Origin of the sequence: Paraburkholderia sp. CNPSo 3274 (assembly GCF_024206475.1) — a bacterium.
In the GTDB taxonomy this organism is placed as follows: Bacteria; Pseudomonadota; Gammaproteobacteria; order Burkholderiales; family Burkholderiaceae; genus Paraburkholderia.
Window position 1 is genome coordinate 18679 of sequence record NZ_JAMBPR010000046.1, and the last position, 15783, is coordinate 34461.

The window sequence follows — 15783 nt, forward strand, 5'->3', positions numbered from 1 at the left end:
GGGGATTACCGGTTGGGCGTCAGACCGCGTACTGCGCCACGCCGTTGCCGAAGGACCAGTTCTCCTTTTTGACCTCGACGAGACCGATAAAGACGTCTTGCGGTCGTACGGCCAACTCGTCCTTCAAGCGATCCGCAATCGTCTTGTACAGCAGCTTTTTCTGCTCCACGGTTCGCCCCTCGTTGAGGGTGATCTGGATGATGACGAGATCGTCGGTTCGCTCAATGCCCAGATAGGTCGGGTCGTACACGAAATGCTTCTCGTCGTGCTCGCCGAGGATCTGGAAATTGTCCCGGTCGGGTACGTTGACGGCGCTCTTGAGCGACTCGTAGACCACTTTGCCGACCTTGCCGACAAACGTGGGATCGGTGCGCTTCATGATATCGATTCGAACAATTGGCATGACTATCTCCTGCTGGATGGAAAGATTCAAGCACGGCACTACCTGCGCGCACTGACGCGTGGGAGCGGCTTCATACGCACATAGACCCCTTTTTATCCGAAATATTGTATGCAAGGGTTCGCGTTGACGCTCCGATGTGTGCATATACTCACATCGGAGCGTCTCATCATATTCCAGTTTCCAGGCCGGGCCTGACTGGCAACCCCGTGCCAGCCGGACGCGGCTGTTCTCCAAGGAAGGTTCGCAAATGTCGTCGTCTCTCTTCTCTCCCATCCAGCTCGGGCCCTATGCCCTCTCCCATCGCGTCGTCATGGCGCCGCTCACGCGCATGCGCGCACAGCGGCCCGGCAATGTGCCACACCATCTGAATGCCGAATACTATGCACAACGCGCCTCGAACGGCGGACTCCTTATTGCCGAGGCTTCACAGGTCTCGCCTTTCGGACAGGGCGTGCCCGCAAGCCCTGGCATTCACTCGCCCGAGCAGATCAGTGGGTGGAAGCTCGTGACCGATGCCGTGCACAAAAAGGGCGGCCGGATCTTTCTGCAACTCTGGCATGTGGGCCGCGTGTCTCATTCATCGCTTCAGCCCAACGGCACCTTGCCGGTCGCGCCTTCCGCGATCCCTGCCGAAGGTAACGCGTGGACCGCAAACTTCGACTTCGTTTCCTACGAGACCCCGCGAGAGCTACGGACCGACGAGATTGCCGACATCATCGAATCCTTTGCGCGAGGTGCACGAAATGCGCTGGCCGCCGGTTTCGACGGCGTCGAACTGCATGGCGCGAATGGCTATCTGCTTGAGCAGTTCCTGCAATCGAGATCCAATCAGCGAACCGATGCCTACGGCGGCTCGATCGAAAACCGCAGCCGGCTGCTCCTGGAGGTGACACAAGCGGCGACGAACGTCTTCGGTGCACACCGGGTGGGCGTGCGGCTTTCGCCCTATGGGAGGGCTTACGGCAGCGGCGAAGCCGATCCGCTACCGCTTTATCGCCATGTGATCCGCGAGCTTGGCAAGCAGGGACTTGCGTATCTCCATCTGATCGAGCCGCGTTCGAGTGGCGCTGGCCGCGCCGACGTCGATCACCAGGATGTGCCCGCCTCGGCTGCGGGGCTCTTTCGGCCCGAGTGGCCCGGCGTATTGATTGCAGCCGGGAACTTCACGGCTGATACGGCGATGGACGCCGTCGAGAGCGGTGTCGCGGACGCGATTGCCTTTGGGCGCTCCTTCATCGCCAATCCCGATCTGCCGGAGCGGATTCGCAGCGGCATCGCGTTGAATCCTTATGACCGCGCCACGTTCTATGGCGGTGAAGCGAAAGGCTATACCGACTATCCTTCGTTCAACCAGCAAGCCGCCTGAAACTGCATCGGCGCGGTGCCCCTAAGGTAATGGGGATACCGCGCCGATGCTTCAACTTTTCTACGTTTCAATGTGCCGCGGCTGCCGCGTCACTTCCCGCCGCCGGCTTGCCCGGCCTTTTCGTAATCCAGATCAGCGGAATGATGACGATCATCACAATGGCCGAGGCGTAGAACACGTCAAGTTCGCGCTCCTGAACTTGACGGCGTTGTTGAGCGCCTCGCCGTTGAGGCGATCGAAGTCGTACGAGCCACCGATTACGTAAGGCACGCCGAATGTCGGAAACGGTCCCTGGTGAGCACCCCAGAGCCCCTGATAGTAAGTACCCGAGTACTGATTCACCGTGAGGGTATCGAACATGAAATCGCGCTGTTGACCCAAAGTCACCTGACCATACTGATTGGAGAGCCCGACATAGGACTCGCGCGAGAACAGACTGCTGGGCGCACCGAGGATTGCGCCGTTGTTGATGGAGAACAGCGTGCCCAGATAGAAGAGCGCCTTGACGCCACCGCCCAGGTCTTCCTTGCCAATGAACGACAGCGTATTGGGACGCAGAACACCGGAGTCCTGGTAGATGCTCGAGTGCCCGGCCACGTTGCTCGTATAGCCGATCCCCGCACCGATGAATCCCGAAATATTGACGCTACTTTGCGCATAGGCGCCGGACGAACAGCCCAGCAGAAGACAGCCTACGCCACCCCACAGCCTTACGTCTTTTCCGATGCCCACACCGATCTCCTTTGCAACATCTAGTCGTTTATGTTCGATACGCTGTTATCTGGCGTTGCCCAGATCCGAATCGATGTTGCTATGGATCGGTACAAAACAAAACGGAAAAAAACGATCGCCCCCTTGAAAGAAATTCCACCCTCCAGTCGATCTTCGTCTTTATACGGATTCCATATCAAGTATTCGGACGCGAACCTCTGGATCGGTCACCCAAGCACGAAAAGCCCTGCATAGCGGGGCTTTCCTGTTCTCTTCCCGCAGTCCGGCTGTGTTACGCGGCCTTTTCCAACGTTTCCAACCCGAAGAACTTCTGCGCGTTTTCGCCACTTAGCAACGCCTTGGTGTGCGCGCTGAAGCCCGGGTGAGTGTCGATCAGGCCGCCGATCCGCTGCTCGCCGAGCGGGTACGGATAGTCGGAACCGAGCAGCACGCGCTCCTCGCCCATCACATTCACCAGCAGTTGCAGCGCGCCGGGATCGAACACCGCGCTGTCCACCGAGAAGCGGCCCACATACGACGAAGGCAGTTGCGGACAATCCTCGCGAACGATGTCGCGCTCGCGCCAGGCGTTGTCCACGCGGCCAAGCAGGAACGCGAAGCTGCCGCCGCCGTGTGCGAAGCACAGCTTCAGCGAGCGCGGAATGCGTTCGAAGGCGCCCGAGAGGATCAGCGAGAGAATGCTGAGTTGCGTCTCCGCCGGCATCGCGACGAGCCACGGCAGCATCCACTTCTTCATGCGGCCGTCGGTCATCATGTCCCACGGATGCACGAGCACGGGAATGCCTTCGTTCGCACAGTGCGTAAGAAACTGAATGAGGCTCTCGTCGTCGAGATCCCTGGGGCCGACATGATTGCCGATCTGCACGCCGCGATGGCCGGCGGCAAACGCGCGCGTTGCCTCGGCACAGGCAAGCTCGACGTCTTGTAGCGGCACTTGCGCGAGCGTGACGAGCCTGTTCGGCGCCGTGACGCACAGTTCGAGCGCCCGGTCGTTCATGCGCCGCGCCCATTCCAGTGCCGTCTTCGCCGGATAGCGATAGCCGAACAGAATGGGCGTCGCGCACATCACCTGCACGTCGACGCCAAGTGCGTCCATCTCTTCGATGCGTCTTACGGGATCCCACAGCGGGCGCGTCACGGGACGGAACGGCCGGTCGCCGCTCATGATCATGCCGGTCTCGCCGCTCGCATCGAGCGCGAGCCATGGCGCATCTTGCGCGTCGAGGCGCGCGGCTTCTTCCCGCGTGATCGGCGGAAAGAAGTGGGAATGAATGTCGATTCGCAATGTCATGGCCTGAAACTCCGGCTTTCGCCGCTTCGTATGTTGAGGTCTATCCGATGCCGCTCAACCCGGGCGGCGCGTCGTGAATTCCACCTGGCCGAGACCGCCGATCACGCACTGCACGTGCAACCCGTGTGTCAGGGCCTGGGCGGCAGTTGCGGCGCCCGCCATGATCAGAGAGCCCGCCGGCAGCACGACTTCAGCGCTGGCAAGGACGCGTGAAGCCTGCACGATCGAGCGCAACGGATCACCGAGAATCGCGCCCGTCGAGCCGATCTGCACATCACGGCCGTCGAAGCGCATCAGCACCCCCGCATTGCGCAACCCGTCAAAGCGCTGCGACCATGGCCCGATAACGAGGCCGGCGCTCGAGCAGTTGTCAGCGATCACGTCTTCAAGCGTGAAGCGGAATGCCTCGTAGCGCGAGTCGATGATTTCCATCGCGGGCGCGACGGCTTCGAGGTACGCATGCGCTTCGAGCGCAGTGAGGGGGCGATCGATGTCGCGCTTCGTCACGAAGCACACCTCGGGCTCCACACGCGGGTGGATGAAACGGCCAGGGTCGACGGGCGCGCCGTCCTCCTCGAGCATTGCGTCGGTCAGCCAGCCCCAGATCAGGCTGTCCACGCCCATCTGGATCATCTTCGCGCGGCTCGTGAAGCCGAGCTTGACGCCGATGGTGCGCTCGCCTCGCGCCTCGCGGCGTGCAATCGAGGCGCGCTGGATCCGATACGCGTCTTCGACCGGGAATGGCGTGCTCGTGCTCAGTTGCTCGACGGCACGCGCTTCGCGGGCCGCGTCGTCGAGATAGCGCGCTGCGTGTTCGATATTCATTGCGCCACCTCCACCGCCGGCTGCCCTTGCTTTGTCTTCAGCAGATCGAGAGCCACGTCGACGATCATGTCTTCCTGGCCGCCCACCATCCGGCGCTTGCCCAGTTCGACGAGAATGTCCACCGTCTTCAGGTCGTACTTCTTCGCAGCCACTTCCGAGTGGCGCAGGAAGCTCGAATACACCCCCGCGTAGCCGAGCGCGAGCGTTTCCCGGTCCACGCGCACCGGTCGGTCCTGCAGCGGACGCACGATGTCGTCTGCGGCGTCCATCAGCGTGTAGAGGTCGGTGCCGTGATTCCAGCCCATACGTTCCGCCGCGCCGATGAACACTTCGAGCGGCGCGTTGCCCGCGCCGGCACCCATACCGGCGAGCGACGCATCGACGCGGTCGCACCCCTCTTCCACTGCGACGATCGAGTTCGCCACGCCCAGCGAGAGGTTGTGGTGCGCGTGCATGCCCGTTTGCGTTTCGGGCTTGAGCACTTGTTTGACCGCACGGAAACGGTCGCGCACGTCGTTCATCGTGAGCGCGCCGCCCGAATCGACCACGTAGATACAGGTCGCACCGTAGCTTTCCATCTTCTTCGCTTCGACCGCGAGGTTTTCCGGCGTGGTCATGTGGCTCATCATCAGGAAGCCCACCGTGTCCATGCCCAGTTCGCGTGCGTATTCGATGTGCTGCTTCGAGATGTCGGCTTCCGTGCAGTGCGTGGCCACGCGCACGATGCGCGCGCCCGCGTTGTACGCGGCCTTCAGGTCGTGAATCGTGCCGATGCCGGGCAGGAGCAGCGTGGCGATCTGCGCGTGAGTGACCACATCGGCCACAGCCTCGATCCATTCGAGGTCGCTATGCGCGCCGAAGCCGTAGTTGAAGCTCGAACCTTGCAGGCCGTCGCCGTGGGCGACTTCGATGCTGTCCACCCTGGCTTTGTCCAGCGCGCGGGCGATGTCCTGCGCGTTCTGGATCGAGTACTGATGGCGAATGGCGTGGCTGCCGTCGCGCAGCGTCACGTCGGAGATGTAGAGTTTCTTGTTCATGGTCTTATCCCTCCACGCTCAGAAGCGTCTGCGCCATGCGTTCGGCGGTGGCGAGCGCGGCGGAAGTCATGATGTCGAGGTTGCCTGCGTAAGCGGGCAGATAGTGCGCTGCGCCTTCCACTTCGAGGAACACCGAGGTCTTCAGGCCGCTGAACTTGCCGAGGCCCGGAATATTCAAAGGCGCGCTGGCCGGAATCTCATCGAATTGCACCTTTTGCTTCAGGCGATAGCCCGGCACGTAGGCGTGTACCTTCGCGACCATCTCTTCGATGGATTGCTCGACCTTCTCGCGGTCGGCCATTTCGGAGAGCGTATAAACCGTGTCGCGCATCATGACGGGCGGCTCGGCCGGATTCAGCACGATGATGGCTTTACCCTTCGCCGCGCCGCCCACCACTTCAATCGCCTTCGACGTCGTTTCCGTGAACTCGTCGATGTTGGCGCGCGTGCCGGGGCCCGCCGACTTGCTGCTGATCGACGCGACGATTTCCGCGTAGTGAACCTTCGCGACGCGCGACACCGCCGCGACCATCGGAATCGTGGCCTGGCCGCCACACGTCACCATGTTGACGTTGAGCGCTTCGATATGCGAGTCGATGTTCACGACCGGCACGCAGTACGGGCCGATTGTGGCGGGCGTGAGGTCGATCACGCGGATCGAAGGCTTGAACGTGCGCAGCAGCGCGTCGTTCTTCACGTGCGCGCCTGCGGAAGTCGCGTCGAACACGAAGTCGATGTCGTTGAACACCGGCAGGCGCGTGAGACCGGCCACGCCTTCGTGCGTGGTCGCCACGCCAAGGCGCGCGGCGCGCGCGAGACCGTCGGAGTTCGGGTCGATGCCGACCATCGCCGCCATTTCCAGATGCTTGCTGTTGCGCATGATCTTGATCATCAGATCCGTGCCGATGTTGCCGGAGCCGATTACGGCAACGGAGAGTCGAGTGTTGTCTTTCACGATGCCGATTCCGTTTGATTGGAGAACAGCGCCCGAACGGCGCCGAGGCCCTGAATGTGCGCGGTGAACACGTTGCCCGGATTCACTGCGGCCATCGGGCCGAGCGCGCCGGTCAGCACGATGTCGCCGGCACGCAGCGGCGCACCGACCTGGACCATCTTGTTCGCGAGCCACACGGCTGCATTGAGCGGATTGCCGAGGCAGGCCGCGCCCGCGCCAACGCTCACCTGGTCCGCGCCGCGCTCCATGACCATGCCGCAGCCGACGATGTCGAACGCTTCGAGCTTGACCGGCCGGTTGCCGAGTACGAAGAGGCCGCTCGATGCGTTGTCGGCCACGGTGTCGGCGAGGCGGATGTCCCACTGCGCGATACGGCTGCCGACCACTTCGATCGCGGGCAGCGCATAGGCGGTCGCGCCGATGATGTCCGCGATCGTATGGCGCTCGTAGCTCAGGTCGCGTTCGAGAATGAGCGCGATCTCCGCCTCGACCTTCGGCTGCTGCGTGCGTGCAAACGGAATCTCTTCGCCGTCGCCATACGCCATGTGATCGAACAACATGCCGAAGTCCGGCTGATCGACGCCGAGCTGCTGCTGGACCGCCACCGACGTCAGCCCGATCTTGCGGCCGACGAGCCGGGCGCCGCCTTCGAGTTGCCGCTGCGTGTTGATCTGCTGCACGCGGTAAGCATTGGCGAGCGGGTCGCCGTCGAGCGCGGCGATCGCTTCACGAACCGGCTGCACGGCGTTGAACGGTTGCAGGTGCTGCGCTTGCCAGAGCGTGTCCGCAATGGCCTGGAGTGCCTGGAGCTCGGTCGCCATTACGCCACCTTCACGCAAACGTTGGTCAGCTCGGAGTAGAAGTCCATTGAGTGGCGGCCGCCTTCGCGACCGAAGCCCGAGAGCTTCGCGCCGCCGAAAGGCGTACGCAGATCGCGCACGAACCAGGCGTTGACCCACACGATGCCGGTTTCGATTTGCGGCGCCACGCGGTGCGCGCGGCCGAGGTTCGTGGTCCACACGGTGGCGGCGAGACCATAGGCGCTATCGTTCACGCGGCGCACCACTTCTTCTTCGCTGTCGAACGGAGCGATGTGGCAAACCGGCCCAAAGATTTCCTCGGTCACGCAGCGCGCGGTGTCGGGCAGGCCAGTCCAGATCGTCGGCTGAACGAACGCGCCGTTGTCGCAATCGTTGCCGAACTGCGGCACGCCCCCGCCCGTGACAACCGTCGCGCCCTCTTCGACGGCCAGCTTGTAATAGCCGAGCACTTTCTCGCGATGGCCCTTCGAGATCAGTGGCCCGGTCGTCGTGCCCGCTTCATACGGCGAGCCGACATTCAGCATCTCCGTCTTCTCCTTGAGCGCGGCGACGAAGCGCTCGAAGATCGGCCGCTCGACGTAGACGCGTTCGGAGCACAGGCACACCTGCCCCGCGTTCGTGAAGCTCGAACGCAGCACGCCTTCCACTGCCGCGTCGAAGTCCGCGTCGGCGAACACCACGGCCGCGTTCTTGCCGCCCAGTTCGAACGATACGTTCTTTACGCCATCAGCCACGGCCTTCATGATCGTGCTGCCGGTCTTCGACTCGCCCGTGAACGTGATTGCGTCAATGTCGGGGTGGCGCGTAAGCCATTCGCCGGCCGCGTTGCCACCGTGACCGTGGATCAGGTTGAACACGCCCGGCGGCAAGGCGATATCGCGCATGACTTCCGCGAGCAGCGTGGCCGAGGTGGGCGTCTCTTCCGAAGGCTTGGCCACGACGCAGTTGCCCATTGCGAGTGCCGGCGCGACCTTCCACGTGAACAGCAGCAGCGGCAGATTCCACGGCGAAATCACGCCGACTACGCCGAGGGGTTTGCGCGTCACGTAGTTGAGCATCTCGCCGTCGGCCGTCGAGGTTTCGAAGAACTCGCCGCTCGCGGTCCGCACGAGATCCGCGAACGTGCGGAAGTTCGCGATGCCGCGCGCGATGTCCAGGCTGCGCGCCTGGGTAATCGGGCGCCCCGTATCGGCGACTTCGGCCGCGACGAAATCGTCGAAGCGCGCCTGAATGCCATCCGCAATGCGATACAGCCAGTCCGCGCGTTGCGCGGCGCTCAGACGGCGCCACGGACCCTGCTGCGCACGACGCGCGGCCTTCACGGCGGCGTCGACAGCAACCGCGTCCGCTTCCACGACACGCGAAAGTTCGCGGCCGTCGATCGGGCTCAGGTTAGCGAAGGTTTCGGCACCGTCGACGAACTCACCGTCGATGAAATGGCGCAGGCGCGTCGGTAAGGCAGCGCTGGCTCGGGCGTTGGCATTCATGGGCGTTCCTGCTGACTGATTGATGTGTAGTCAGTGTAGGAGTGCCTGGGCGCGCCGAATAATCAAAACTCGCACCGCCGATATAAAGGCATGGAATATCACACCGACGCACACGTGCACGGCGCCTATGCCGATGCCGATGCCTTGGCAACCTCGCACAGGCAGTGGACGAACGACTCGCAGGCCGGATTGAGTTCCTTATTGGAGCGCACGGAATAGCCCACCGTGCCGAACGACCCACTCTCGGGAATGTCGAGAATGCGCAGCAGGCCCGCCCGCATGAAGCGCGTGGCCGCTACGCGCGGCATGACGGCCACGCGCGGCGCCTCCAGCAGGATGCCGAGATTCGTCAGTACCGAAAGCGATTCGATGATATCGGCAGGCAGCTTCAGCCCTGCCTGCCGAAACATGCGCTCTACTGCGTAGCGCAGTGGCGACTCCAGCGTTGGGAGAATCCACGGTGCGTCCGCGAGATCGCGCAGCGAACCGATCGACGCATTGCCCATTTCCTGTCCGCTGCCGACGACGACGGCCAGCGAATCGTCAAAGAGCTTGTGATGCGTGAGCGGGAATGCGTCGGCAATCGGTAGCTCGACCTCCGGCAAGCGGCCGACGACGATGTCGAGTTCGCCGGTGGCAAGCAAGGGAAAGAGCTGCGCTGTTGGCCCTTCCCGTACGGTGACAAGCACATCCGGCGCGCGCGACTTCAGGCGAGTGATCGCAGCCGGCAACAGATGAGCCGACGCCGAGATCAGCGTGCCGACGACGACATGCCCCGCCGTGCCGAAACGGAAGGTGTCGAGTTCTTCTGACATGTGCCGAAACTCGGCGAGCAACGACTTGACGCGCCGACCGACGACGCGGCCGAGGTCGGTCGGAATAACGCCGCGGCTATGACGCTCGAACAACGCACCTTCGAACGACGATTCGAGTTCCTGAATGACCTTCGTCACAGCCGGCTGCGTGAGGCCCATATCGGTCGCGGCGCGCCGGATCGATCCGGTCTCCATCACGCGATCGAATACGAGCAGCTGGCTGAGTTTCAGATTGCGGCTCAGGCCTATCTGGCTAAGAGGATAGCGATGCATGATGGCGCCGTCGATCAGGGAGACGTGAACCTCGATCTTAGCAGCGGCGGGTTGACGGGGCCGTTAGCGCGGCCCTGGCCCGCTCATATTGCGTCGCGGCCCGGGTGTACGGCGCCACAGTGCGGACAAGTGCGTTTTTCCGGCGATTCGTAAAACGCAGCAAAGAGCGGCGGCAAGTCCGCTACGATGTCCTTCAACTGCACCTCGACGCGATGCACGAGACCGTCGCAGTTCAGGCAATACCATTCGAAGCCGTCGATCGTCCCCGGTGCGCGCTGGCGTTCGATCACGAGGCAAGCGCTGTTCTCCTCGGGGCGCTGCGGCGAATGACGCACATGCGGCGGCAACAGGAATACGTCGCCTTCGCGCAGCTCGACGCGTTCGCGCTTGCCGTCGATCATCAGATTCAGGTACGCGTTGCCGCGCAGCTGATAGAAGAACTCTTCATGCGGATCGTCGTGGAAATCGGTCCGATGGTTCGGGCCGCCAACGACGGTCACGATCAGATCGCTGTCTTGCCAGACTTGCTGGTTGCCGACAGGCGGTTTCAACAAATGCTCATGCTCGTCGATCCAGCGAGCAAAGTTGAACGGCTTGCCGTAATGCGCCATGGTTGTCCCCTTCCTGTGTATTGCTGAATATGGCCGTGCATTTGCTGGACTACTGCGCCGCGCTGCTGCGCGGTGCGTAGGCGATCGCCTTGATCTCGATGGTCAGCAGCGGATGCGGCAGCTGGTGAACCGCCACCGTCGTCCGGGTCGGGCCGGTCTCGTCGAAGTACTCGGCATAGACCTCGTTGTAGCCGCCGAAATCGTTCATGTTGACGAGGAATGCCGTGATCTCGACGACGTTGCTCAGGTCCGCCCCCTCCGTACGCAGGATACCGCGGATGTTTTCAATGACCGCGCGTGTCTGCTCGCGGATATCGACTGTCGCCGTGCCGAAGCCGTCTGCCGACGCACCCACGAAGGTGTTGTCGGGGCGACGCGAACTCGTGCCCGAGACGAACAGAAAATCGCCGGCGCGAACGATATGGGGAAAGCGCCCGCGCGGCGTGGCTTTGCCTTCGACCACGCGATGTGCAACTGTCTGGTTCATTCCACTGTCCTATCGTCTTACGTTTGTGCCATCGGAGCTGTGCCGTTCAAGGCATCACCTCGCGCTAGTCAGTCTAGGCAGCGCGTGGGACCGCGGATAATCAAAGTTTCCGCTTGCGATATTCCGCACTGGAATACCGGCGACCCAAGGCACAGGGCCACGCTGCGCCGTTCGCTCGCAAGCCACGTCTTGATGACCTCGACCATCGGCGGCGGTCCGCACACATACATGTCGAACGGATTCGCTTCGAGCGTCCCGCGGTCGAAATGTTCGGGAATGAGCCCCGTCTTGCCCCGCCATGCCTCAGAGGGATTCATCACCACGATGTCGCAAGCGAAGTTCGCAATGCGCTCCTCGTAGGACTTCAAACGATCGAGTTCGCACAAATCGCGCGCGTTCGTCACGCCATAGTAGAGGTGGACCTTCTGCCCACAGCCGCCCTTGTGCGCGAGATCGTCGAGCATGCCCAGGAACGCGGACAGGCCAGTCCCGCCCGCGACCATCACCAGCGAGCGTTCCACCTCCCGCAGATAGAACGTGCCGAGCGGCGCCTCGAAGTCGATCGTCTGGCCCGGCTCGCAGCGCTAGCGCATATAGTTGCTCATCGCGCCGTCGGGCAACAGACGAATCAGGAACTGCAGCTGGTTGTTGTCGTCAGGCCGGTTGGCGAACGAATATGAGCGCCACACACCCGCGCCCGGGATCTTCAGGCGAGCATATTGTCCGGGCAGGAAATCGAGCCGTCCCGGGTGAGCGCTCGCGTCCACATGCAGGATGGCCGTCGTTTCGGACACCTGCTTGACGGCCGTGACCTGCCCCGTGATCGACGTCGTGCCGCCCGCGCTGCACAGGCTCGAATCGAAGTCGAAGTAAAACGATGCATCGGATTGCACGCGTGTCTGGCAGGACAGGATCTTGCGTGCGGCGAGATCATCGGCGGACAGGGTTTCTTCGTCGACATAGTCCAACGTATAGCTGCCCGATTCGCAGCGTCCCTGGCAGGTTCCGCACACGCCCTCGCGGCAATCGAGCGGGATGTTCACGCCATTGCGCAGCGCGGCATCGAGCAGGAGTTCGTTCGAACGAACATCGAAGAACACGGTCTTGCCGTCGGCAAAACTGAACGCGACCTTATGGCTCATCTCGTGGCTCCCGCTTACAGATGGTAGAAGTCGAGCACGGCGTTGATCGTGTCGTTCAGCAAGAGCACATGCTTGCGCGCGATCTTCCAGGTGTCGCCGGTGGGCCGCAACTGGTACGTGACACGTCCGAAGAAGTGCTCGGCAACGCCGTTGCGTGCGTAGAACGTAGCCCAGTTGGCCTTCACTTCCAGCTCACCGCTTTCGCCCTCCGCAATCCTCACGTTGGTGATCTGATGCAACGTGCGCGGCAGCGGCGTCGACGCCGCCGACTTGCCCGTGCGCAGGCGGAACACACGATCCTCGAGCCCCGTGCGGTTCGCGTAGTAGATCAGCGACATGCCGCGCTTCGGATCGGTCGTGTACACGTGCTCGGAGTCCCACTGGGGCACGTGAAATTCGCTGGTTTCGTCGAAGAGGTCGAGATACTCGTCCCAGCTCTGCGCATCGCAAAGCTCGGCCTTGCGATAGAGAAACTGCTCGACCGATTGTTGCAGCGTGTGCGTAACGGGCATGATTCAAGCCTCCTTCGTGACGTTCGACTTCTGTGCGAGACCCTTCATGAGAAACGTCTGCCACGCGCCGTGCTGGTTGACGTAGAGTCCCTCGTGGGTCAATTCCGCGCCGCACAGCACTGGCGCGATGCCGAGCAAACGCGTGTTCGCCGTTTCGCCCGCGACCCACTTGTGATGACCGCGAGAAATGTCGCTCCAGCGTTCGAGGCGCGCCTGAAAGCCGCGCTGCTGCTCGCGGAACTCGACGAGATCGTCCGGCGTGCCCATGCCCGACACATTGAAGAAGTCTTCGAATTGCCGGATGCGGCTCTCACGCTCCTCGTCCGATTCGCCTTTCACGCCTATGCACTGGCTGATGACCTCGGTCTTGTTCCAGGCCACCGGACGCACGATGCGCAACTGGGAGCTGATCTGGTCCATGAAGAACAGGCTCGGATAGATGTTCAGGTTGCGCAGGCGATGCATCATCCATTCGGCTCTCTGCTGCCCCTGCGCCTCGACCAGGCGCGGCATGACGCTGCCATAACCGGGGCGCACGCTGGGGTTCGGCATGTCGCTGAACAGGACGCTATGGCCATTCCTGAACGCGAACCAGCCGTCGTCGGTCTCCGAATCACCGGCGCCGAGCTTGCTGTAGTCGAGCGTTCCGTTCGTTGAGTCGCCGTTTTGCGCATTGGCCTCCTTGCGGCGCTGCACCGTGGCGACGTAGTTGTAGTGCACCGTGCTCACGTGATACCCGTCGAGGCCATTCTCGTTCTGCAGCTTCCAGTTGCCTTCGTAGGTGTACGTGGACTTGCCGGGCAGCACTTCAAGCTCGCCCGTGGGCGATTGCGCCACCATCATGTCGAAGAAGATGCGCGCGTCGCCGAGGTAGTCCTCCAGCGTGTCGGTCGCATCGACGTCGAGGCTGATGAACACGAAGCCCTTGTAGCTCGCAATACGCGCCTTCTTGAGGCCGCGCGTGGACTTGTCGAAGTCGTCGCAGTACTCGCCGGGCGCCTTGACCTTGACGAGACGGCCGTCGCTCTTATAGCACCACGCATGGAAGGGGCATGTGAAAGTCGACTGATTGCCTTTGCCCATACGCGTGAGCGTCGCGCCGCGATGCTGGCACGCGTTGATCATCGCGTTCAGTTGACCGTTTCCGTCACGCGAAATGATCATCGGCTGACGGCCCGCGCGCATCGTCATGAAGTCGTGGGGCTTGGGAATCTCGCTCTCGTGGCACGCGTAGATCCAGTTCTTCTCGAAGATGAACTCCATCTCCATGTCGAACAGTTGCGGCTCCGTGAACATCTCCCGTGCAATGCGATAGACGCCCTCTGCCGGACGGAAATCGAGGCATCCGCCAATGAATTCCTGCCATTGCGTCGTGGTTTTCTCTGCGCTCACGATGGGTTCTCCTCCTGCCATTTAGCGGTCTTGCGACCAGGTCCTTGATGAGCTGGGATTGAATACCCGATGCGATGCGGGCGCTATCCGCCTGGTCGCCGTTCGCTATCCGCTTTTTTTGCGGCTTCGTCGGGTGCGCCTGCGCGGCGCCGCGTGGCGCCGATTGCGGGGCGCTTAGCCGCCGCGCCGCAAAAAAACGGATAGTGAGTGCCGAGTAGACGGATAGCGATCGCGCACGCTCGGGGATCTAATGCCGACAACGCCCCGCCCGCATGCCCGTCGGGGAGACAGACACCTAGGTCGAGCGCCCGCGCCGGCTCGTGTCCGCCGGACTCCACGTACATCACTGACTTTCCGACATGACTTCCGCGACGATCGAACGTATCGAAACCCGCCTCGTAGATTTGCCGACGATTCGCCCTCACAAGCTATCCGTCGCCACGATGCACGGGCAAACCCTGATGCTGGTGAAGGTGTATTGCAGCGATGGCGTGACTGGCATCGGTGAAGGTACGACGATTGCCGGCATGGCCTACGGTCCCGAAAAACGAAGGAAGTGCAGGACCTGTTGAAGGCCGCTGCGAATCTCAATGGCGGTAGCGGCGACGCGCGTTTCCAGCAGATCGTTCATCGACTGCTGGGCGACCTGTTCAAGGCCATCGACGATCTCGACATCACGCCCGATGAAGTCCGGGCCGGCGTGAACTATCTGAACAAGCTCGGCCAGGACGGCGAAGCGGCGCTGCTCGCTGCCGGTCTCGGTCTCGGTCTCGGTCTCGGTCTCGGTCTCGAGAAGTACCTCGACATCCGCATGGACGCCGCAGACAAGGCGGTGGGTCTCGAAGGGGGCACGCCGCGCACGATCGAAGGGCCGCTTTACGTTGCGGGCGCACCGCTGCGCGAGAGCGTGTCGCGCATCGACCTCAACGCCGACGCCGACGCAGGACCGCTCGTCATTCACGGCACGGTCACCGGCCTCGACGGCAAGCCGCTCGCTGGCGCCGTGGTCGAATGCTGGCACGCCAATTCGAAGGGCTTCTATTCGCACTTCGACCCGACCGGCGCGCAGGACGATTTCAACCTGCGCGGCGCGGTCAGGACCGGTGCTGACGGCAAGTACGAATTCCGTACGCTCATGCCGGTGGGCTACGGCTGCCCGCCGCAGGGCTCGACCCAGCGGCTGCTGGACGGCCTTGGCCGCCACGGCAACCGCCCGGCGCATGTGCACTTCTTCGTCACGAGCGGCGATCATCGCAAGCTGACCACGCAGTTCAATATCGAAGGCGACCCGCTGATCTGGGACGACTTCGCCTACGCAACGCGCGAAGAGCTGATTCCGTCCGTGACGGAAAAGACCGGTGGCGCTGCGCTGGGCCTGAAGGCTGACGCGTACAAGGACATCGAGTTCAACCTCACGCTCACGCCGCTGGTCCAGGGGAAAGACAACCAGATCGTCCATCGCCCTCGTGCCTCTGCTACGGCGTAACGGCTCGGCAAGACGGCGATGTCGAACACCGCCGTCAGCACATGCGACGGGGGCAACATTCGAATCCAGACTCAACTCGAAGGGTCCAGGTATTCGAAACGGGAATACGGCCATCGCAATTTTTGATTATCCGGCCGTGAAGCGCCCA

15 protein-coding genes and 2 pseudogenes are annotated in these 15783 nt (G+C 62.5%); 3 read left to right on the top strand and 14 right to left on the bottom strand.

Annotated elements, in window-relative coordinates; genetic code table 11:
• Nucleotides 1-19: 19 nt before the first annotated feature.
• A complete protein-coding gene (locus M3I54_RS27625) occupies nucleotides 20-403 on the bottom strand; it encodes a tautomerase family protein (protein WP_254341842.1) in 384 nt (127 codons plus the stop codon).
• A 247-nt stretch (nucleotides 404-650) separates the two neighbouring features.
• On the opposite strand from M3I54_RS27625, the gene M3I54_RS27630 reads away from it, so the two are divergent.
• Nucleotides 651-1769 carry an alkene reductase gene (locus tag M3I54_RS27630; protein ID WP_254341843.1) on the top strand — a complete coding sequence of 373 codons (1119 nt, stop codon included), beginning with the start codon at nucleotides 651-653 and terminating at the stop codon, nucleotides 1767-1769.
• A 153-nt stretch (nucleotides 1770-1922) separates the two neighbouring features.
• Here the strand turns inward: M3I54_RS27630 and M3I54_RS27635 are convergent, their stop codons facing one another.
• The 13 genes and pseudogenes from M3I54_RS27635 to antA form a co-directional block, all read right to left on the bottom strand.
• Nucleotides 1923-2501, bottom strand: a complete 579-nt coding sequence (locus tag M3I54_RS27635) for a porin (protein WP_254341844.1) — start codon at nucleotides 2499-2501, stop codon at nucleotides 1923-1925.
• 271 nt (nucleotides 2502-2772) lie between these two features.
• Nucleotides 2773-3792, bottom strand: a complete 1020-nt coding sequence (locus M3I54_RS27640; protein WP_254341845.1) for an amidohydrolase family protein — start codon at nucleotides 3790-3792, stop codon at nucleotides 2773-2775.
• Between the two features lie 54 nt (nucleotides 3793-3846).
• A complete protein-coding gene (locus M3I54_RS27645) occupies nucleotides 3847-4617 on the bottom strand; it encodes a 2-keto-4-pentenoate hydratase (RefSeq protein ID WP_254341846.1) in 771 nt (256 codons plus the stop codon).
• Entirely contained in the window at nucleotides 4614-5654 is a 1041-nt protein-coding gene (dmpG, locus tag M3I54_RS27650) for a 4-hydroxy-2-oxovalerate aldolase (protein ID WP_254341847.1), read from the bottom strand. The genes M3I54_RS27645 and dmpG overlap by 4 nt, the downstream gene beginning before the upstream one ends.
• A 4-nt stretch (nucleotides 5655-5658) precedes the next feature.
• On the bottom strand, nucleotides 5659-6612 hold the full coding sequence (locus M3I54_RS27655) for an acetaldehyde dehydrogenase (acetylating) (protein WP_309249646.1): 954 nt from the start codon (nucleotides 6610-6612) through the stop codon (nucleotides 5659-5661).
• Nucleotides 6606-7430, bottom strand: a complete 825-nt coding sequence (locus M3I54_RS27660; RefSeq protein ID WP_254341848.1) for a fumarylacetoacetate hydrolase family protein — start codon at nucleotides 7428-7430, stop codon at nucleotides 6606-6608. Before M3I54_RS27660 ends, M3I54_RS27655 begins: the two co-directional genes overlap by 7 nt.
• Complete coding sequence (locus tag M3I54_RS27665; RefSeq protein WP_254341849.1) at nucleotides 7430-8917, bottom strand: 2-hydroxymuconic semialdehyde dehydrogenase; 1488 nt, start codon at nucleotides 8915-8917, stop codon at nucleotides 7430-7432. Before M3I54_RS27665 ends, M3I54_RS27660 begins: the two co-directional genes overlap by 1 nt.
• 125 nt (nucleotides 8918-9042) lie before the next feature.
• Nucleotides 9043-10005, bottom strand: coding sequence for a LysR family transcriptional regulator (locus M3I54_RS27670; protein ID WP_254341850.1), 963 nt, complete (start codon nucleotides 10003-10005; stop codon nucleotides 9043-9045).
• A gap of 83 nt (nucleotides 10006-10088) precedes the next feature.
• On the bottom strand, nucleotides 10089-10616 hold the full coding sequence (locus tag M3I54_RS27675; RefSeq protein WP_254341851.1) for a 3-hydroxyanthranilate 3,4-dioxygenase: 528 nt from the start codon (nucleotides 10614-10616) through the stop codon (nucleotides 10089-10091).
• Nucleotides 10617-10665: 49 nt separating this feature from the next.
• On the bottom strand, nucleotides 10666-11103 hold the full coding sequence (locus M3I54_RS27680; RefSeq protein ID WP_254341852.1) for a RidA family protein: 438 nt from the start codon (nucleotides 11101-11103) through the stop codon (nucleotides 10666-10668).
• 68 nt (nucleotides 11104-11171) lie between these two features.
• Nucleotides 11172-12245: pseudogene (gene antC / locus M3I54_RS45185) on the bottom strand (anthranilate 1,2-dioxygenase electron transfer component AntC).
• A 14-nt stretch (nucleotides 12246-12259) separates the two neighbouring features.
• Entirely contained in the window at nucleotides 12260-12757 is a 498-nt protein-coding gene (gene antB / locus M3I54_RS27695) for an anthranilate 1,2-dioxygenase small subunit (RefSeq protein ID WP_254341855.1), read from the bottom strand.
• Nucleotides 12758-12760: 3 nt separating this feature from the next.
• Nucleotides 12761-14170: an anthranilate 1,2-dioxygenase large subunit gene (antA, locus tag M3I54_RS27700; RefSeq protein ID WP_302059153.1), complete on the bottom strand. Its 1410-nt coding sequence runs from the start codon at nucleotides 14168-14170 to the stop codon at nucleotides 12761-12763.
• A gap of 338 nt (nucleotides 14171-14508) precedes the next feature.
• Here antA and M3I54_RS27705 point away from each other — a divergent pair.
• Both M3I54_RS27705 and catA read left to right on the top strand, forming a co-directional pair.
• Nucleotides 14509-14694 (top strand): annotated as a pseudogene (locus M3I54_RS27705) (muconate cycloisomerase); the annotation flags it as partial.
• Nucleotides 14695-14705: 11 nt separating this feature from the next.
• Entirely contained in the window at nucleotides 14706-15635 is a 930-nt protein-coding gene (catA, locus tag M3I54_RS27710; protein WP_254341857.1) for a catechol 1,2-dioxygenase, read from the top strand.
• Nucleotides 15636-15783: the final 148 nt, after the last annotated feature.

Bases quoted from the DNA above. Each gene is read 5' to 3' on its own strand.
- M3I54_RS27625 (WP_254341842.1), bottom strand. From the start codon at position 403: ATGCCAATTGTTCGAATCGATATCATGAAGCGCACCGATCCCACGTTT.
- M3I54_RS27665 (WP_254341849.1), bottom strand. From the start codon at position 8,917: ATGAATGCCAACGCCCGAGCCAGCGCTGCCTTACCGACGCGCCTGCGC.
- M3I54_RS27670 (WP_254341850.1), bottom strand. From the start codon at position 10,005: ATGCATCGCTATCCTCTTAGCCAGATAGGCCTGAGCCGCAATCTGAAA.
- dmpG (WP_254341847.1), bottom strand. From the start codon at position 5,654: ATGAACAAGAAACTCTACATCTCCGACGTGACGCTGCGCGACGGCAGC.
- M3I54_RS27630 (WP_254341843.1), top strand. From the start codon at position 651: ATGTCGTCGTCTCTCTTCTCTCCCATCCAGCTCGGGCCCTATGCCCTC.
- M3I54_RS27660 (WP_254341848.1), bottom strand. From the start codon at position 7,430: ATGGCGACCGAGCTCCAGGCACTCCAGGCCATTGCGGACACGCTCTGG.
- M3I54_RS27645 (WP_254341846.1), bottom strand. From the start codon at position 4,617: ATGAATATCGAACACGCAGCGCGCTATCTCGACGACGCGGCCCGCGAA.
- M3I54_RS27675 (WP_254341851.1), bottom strand. From the start codon at position 10,616: ATGGCGCATTACGGCAAGCCGTTCAACTTTGCTCGCTGGATCGACGAG.
- M3I54_RS27680 (WP_254341852.1), bottom strand. From the start codon at position 11,103: ATGAACCAGACAGTTGCACATCGCGTGGTCGAAGGCAAAGCCACGCCG.
- antB (WP_254341855.1), bottom strand. From the start codon at position 12,757: ATGCCCGTTACGCACACGCTGCAACAATCGGTCGAGCAGTTTCTCTAT.
- M3I54_RS27640 (WP_254341845.1), bottom strand. From the start codon at position 3,792: ATGACATTGCGAATCGACATTCATTCCCACTTCTTTCCGCCGATCACG.
- antA (WP_302059153.1), bottom strand. From the start codon at position 14,170: ATGGCAGGAGGAGAACCCATCGTGAGCGCAGAGAAAACCACGACGCAA.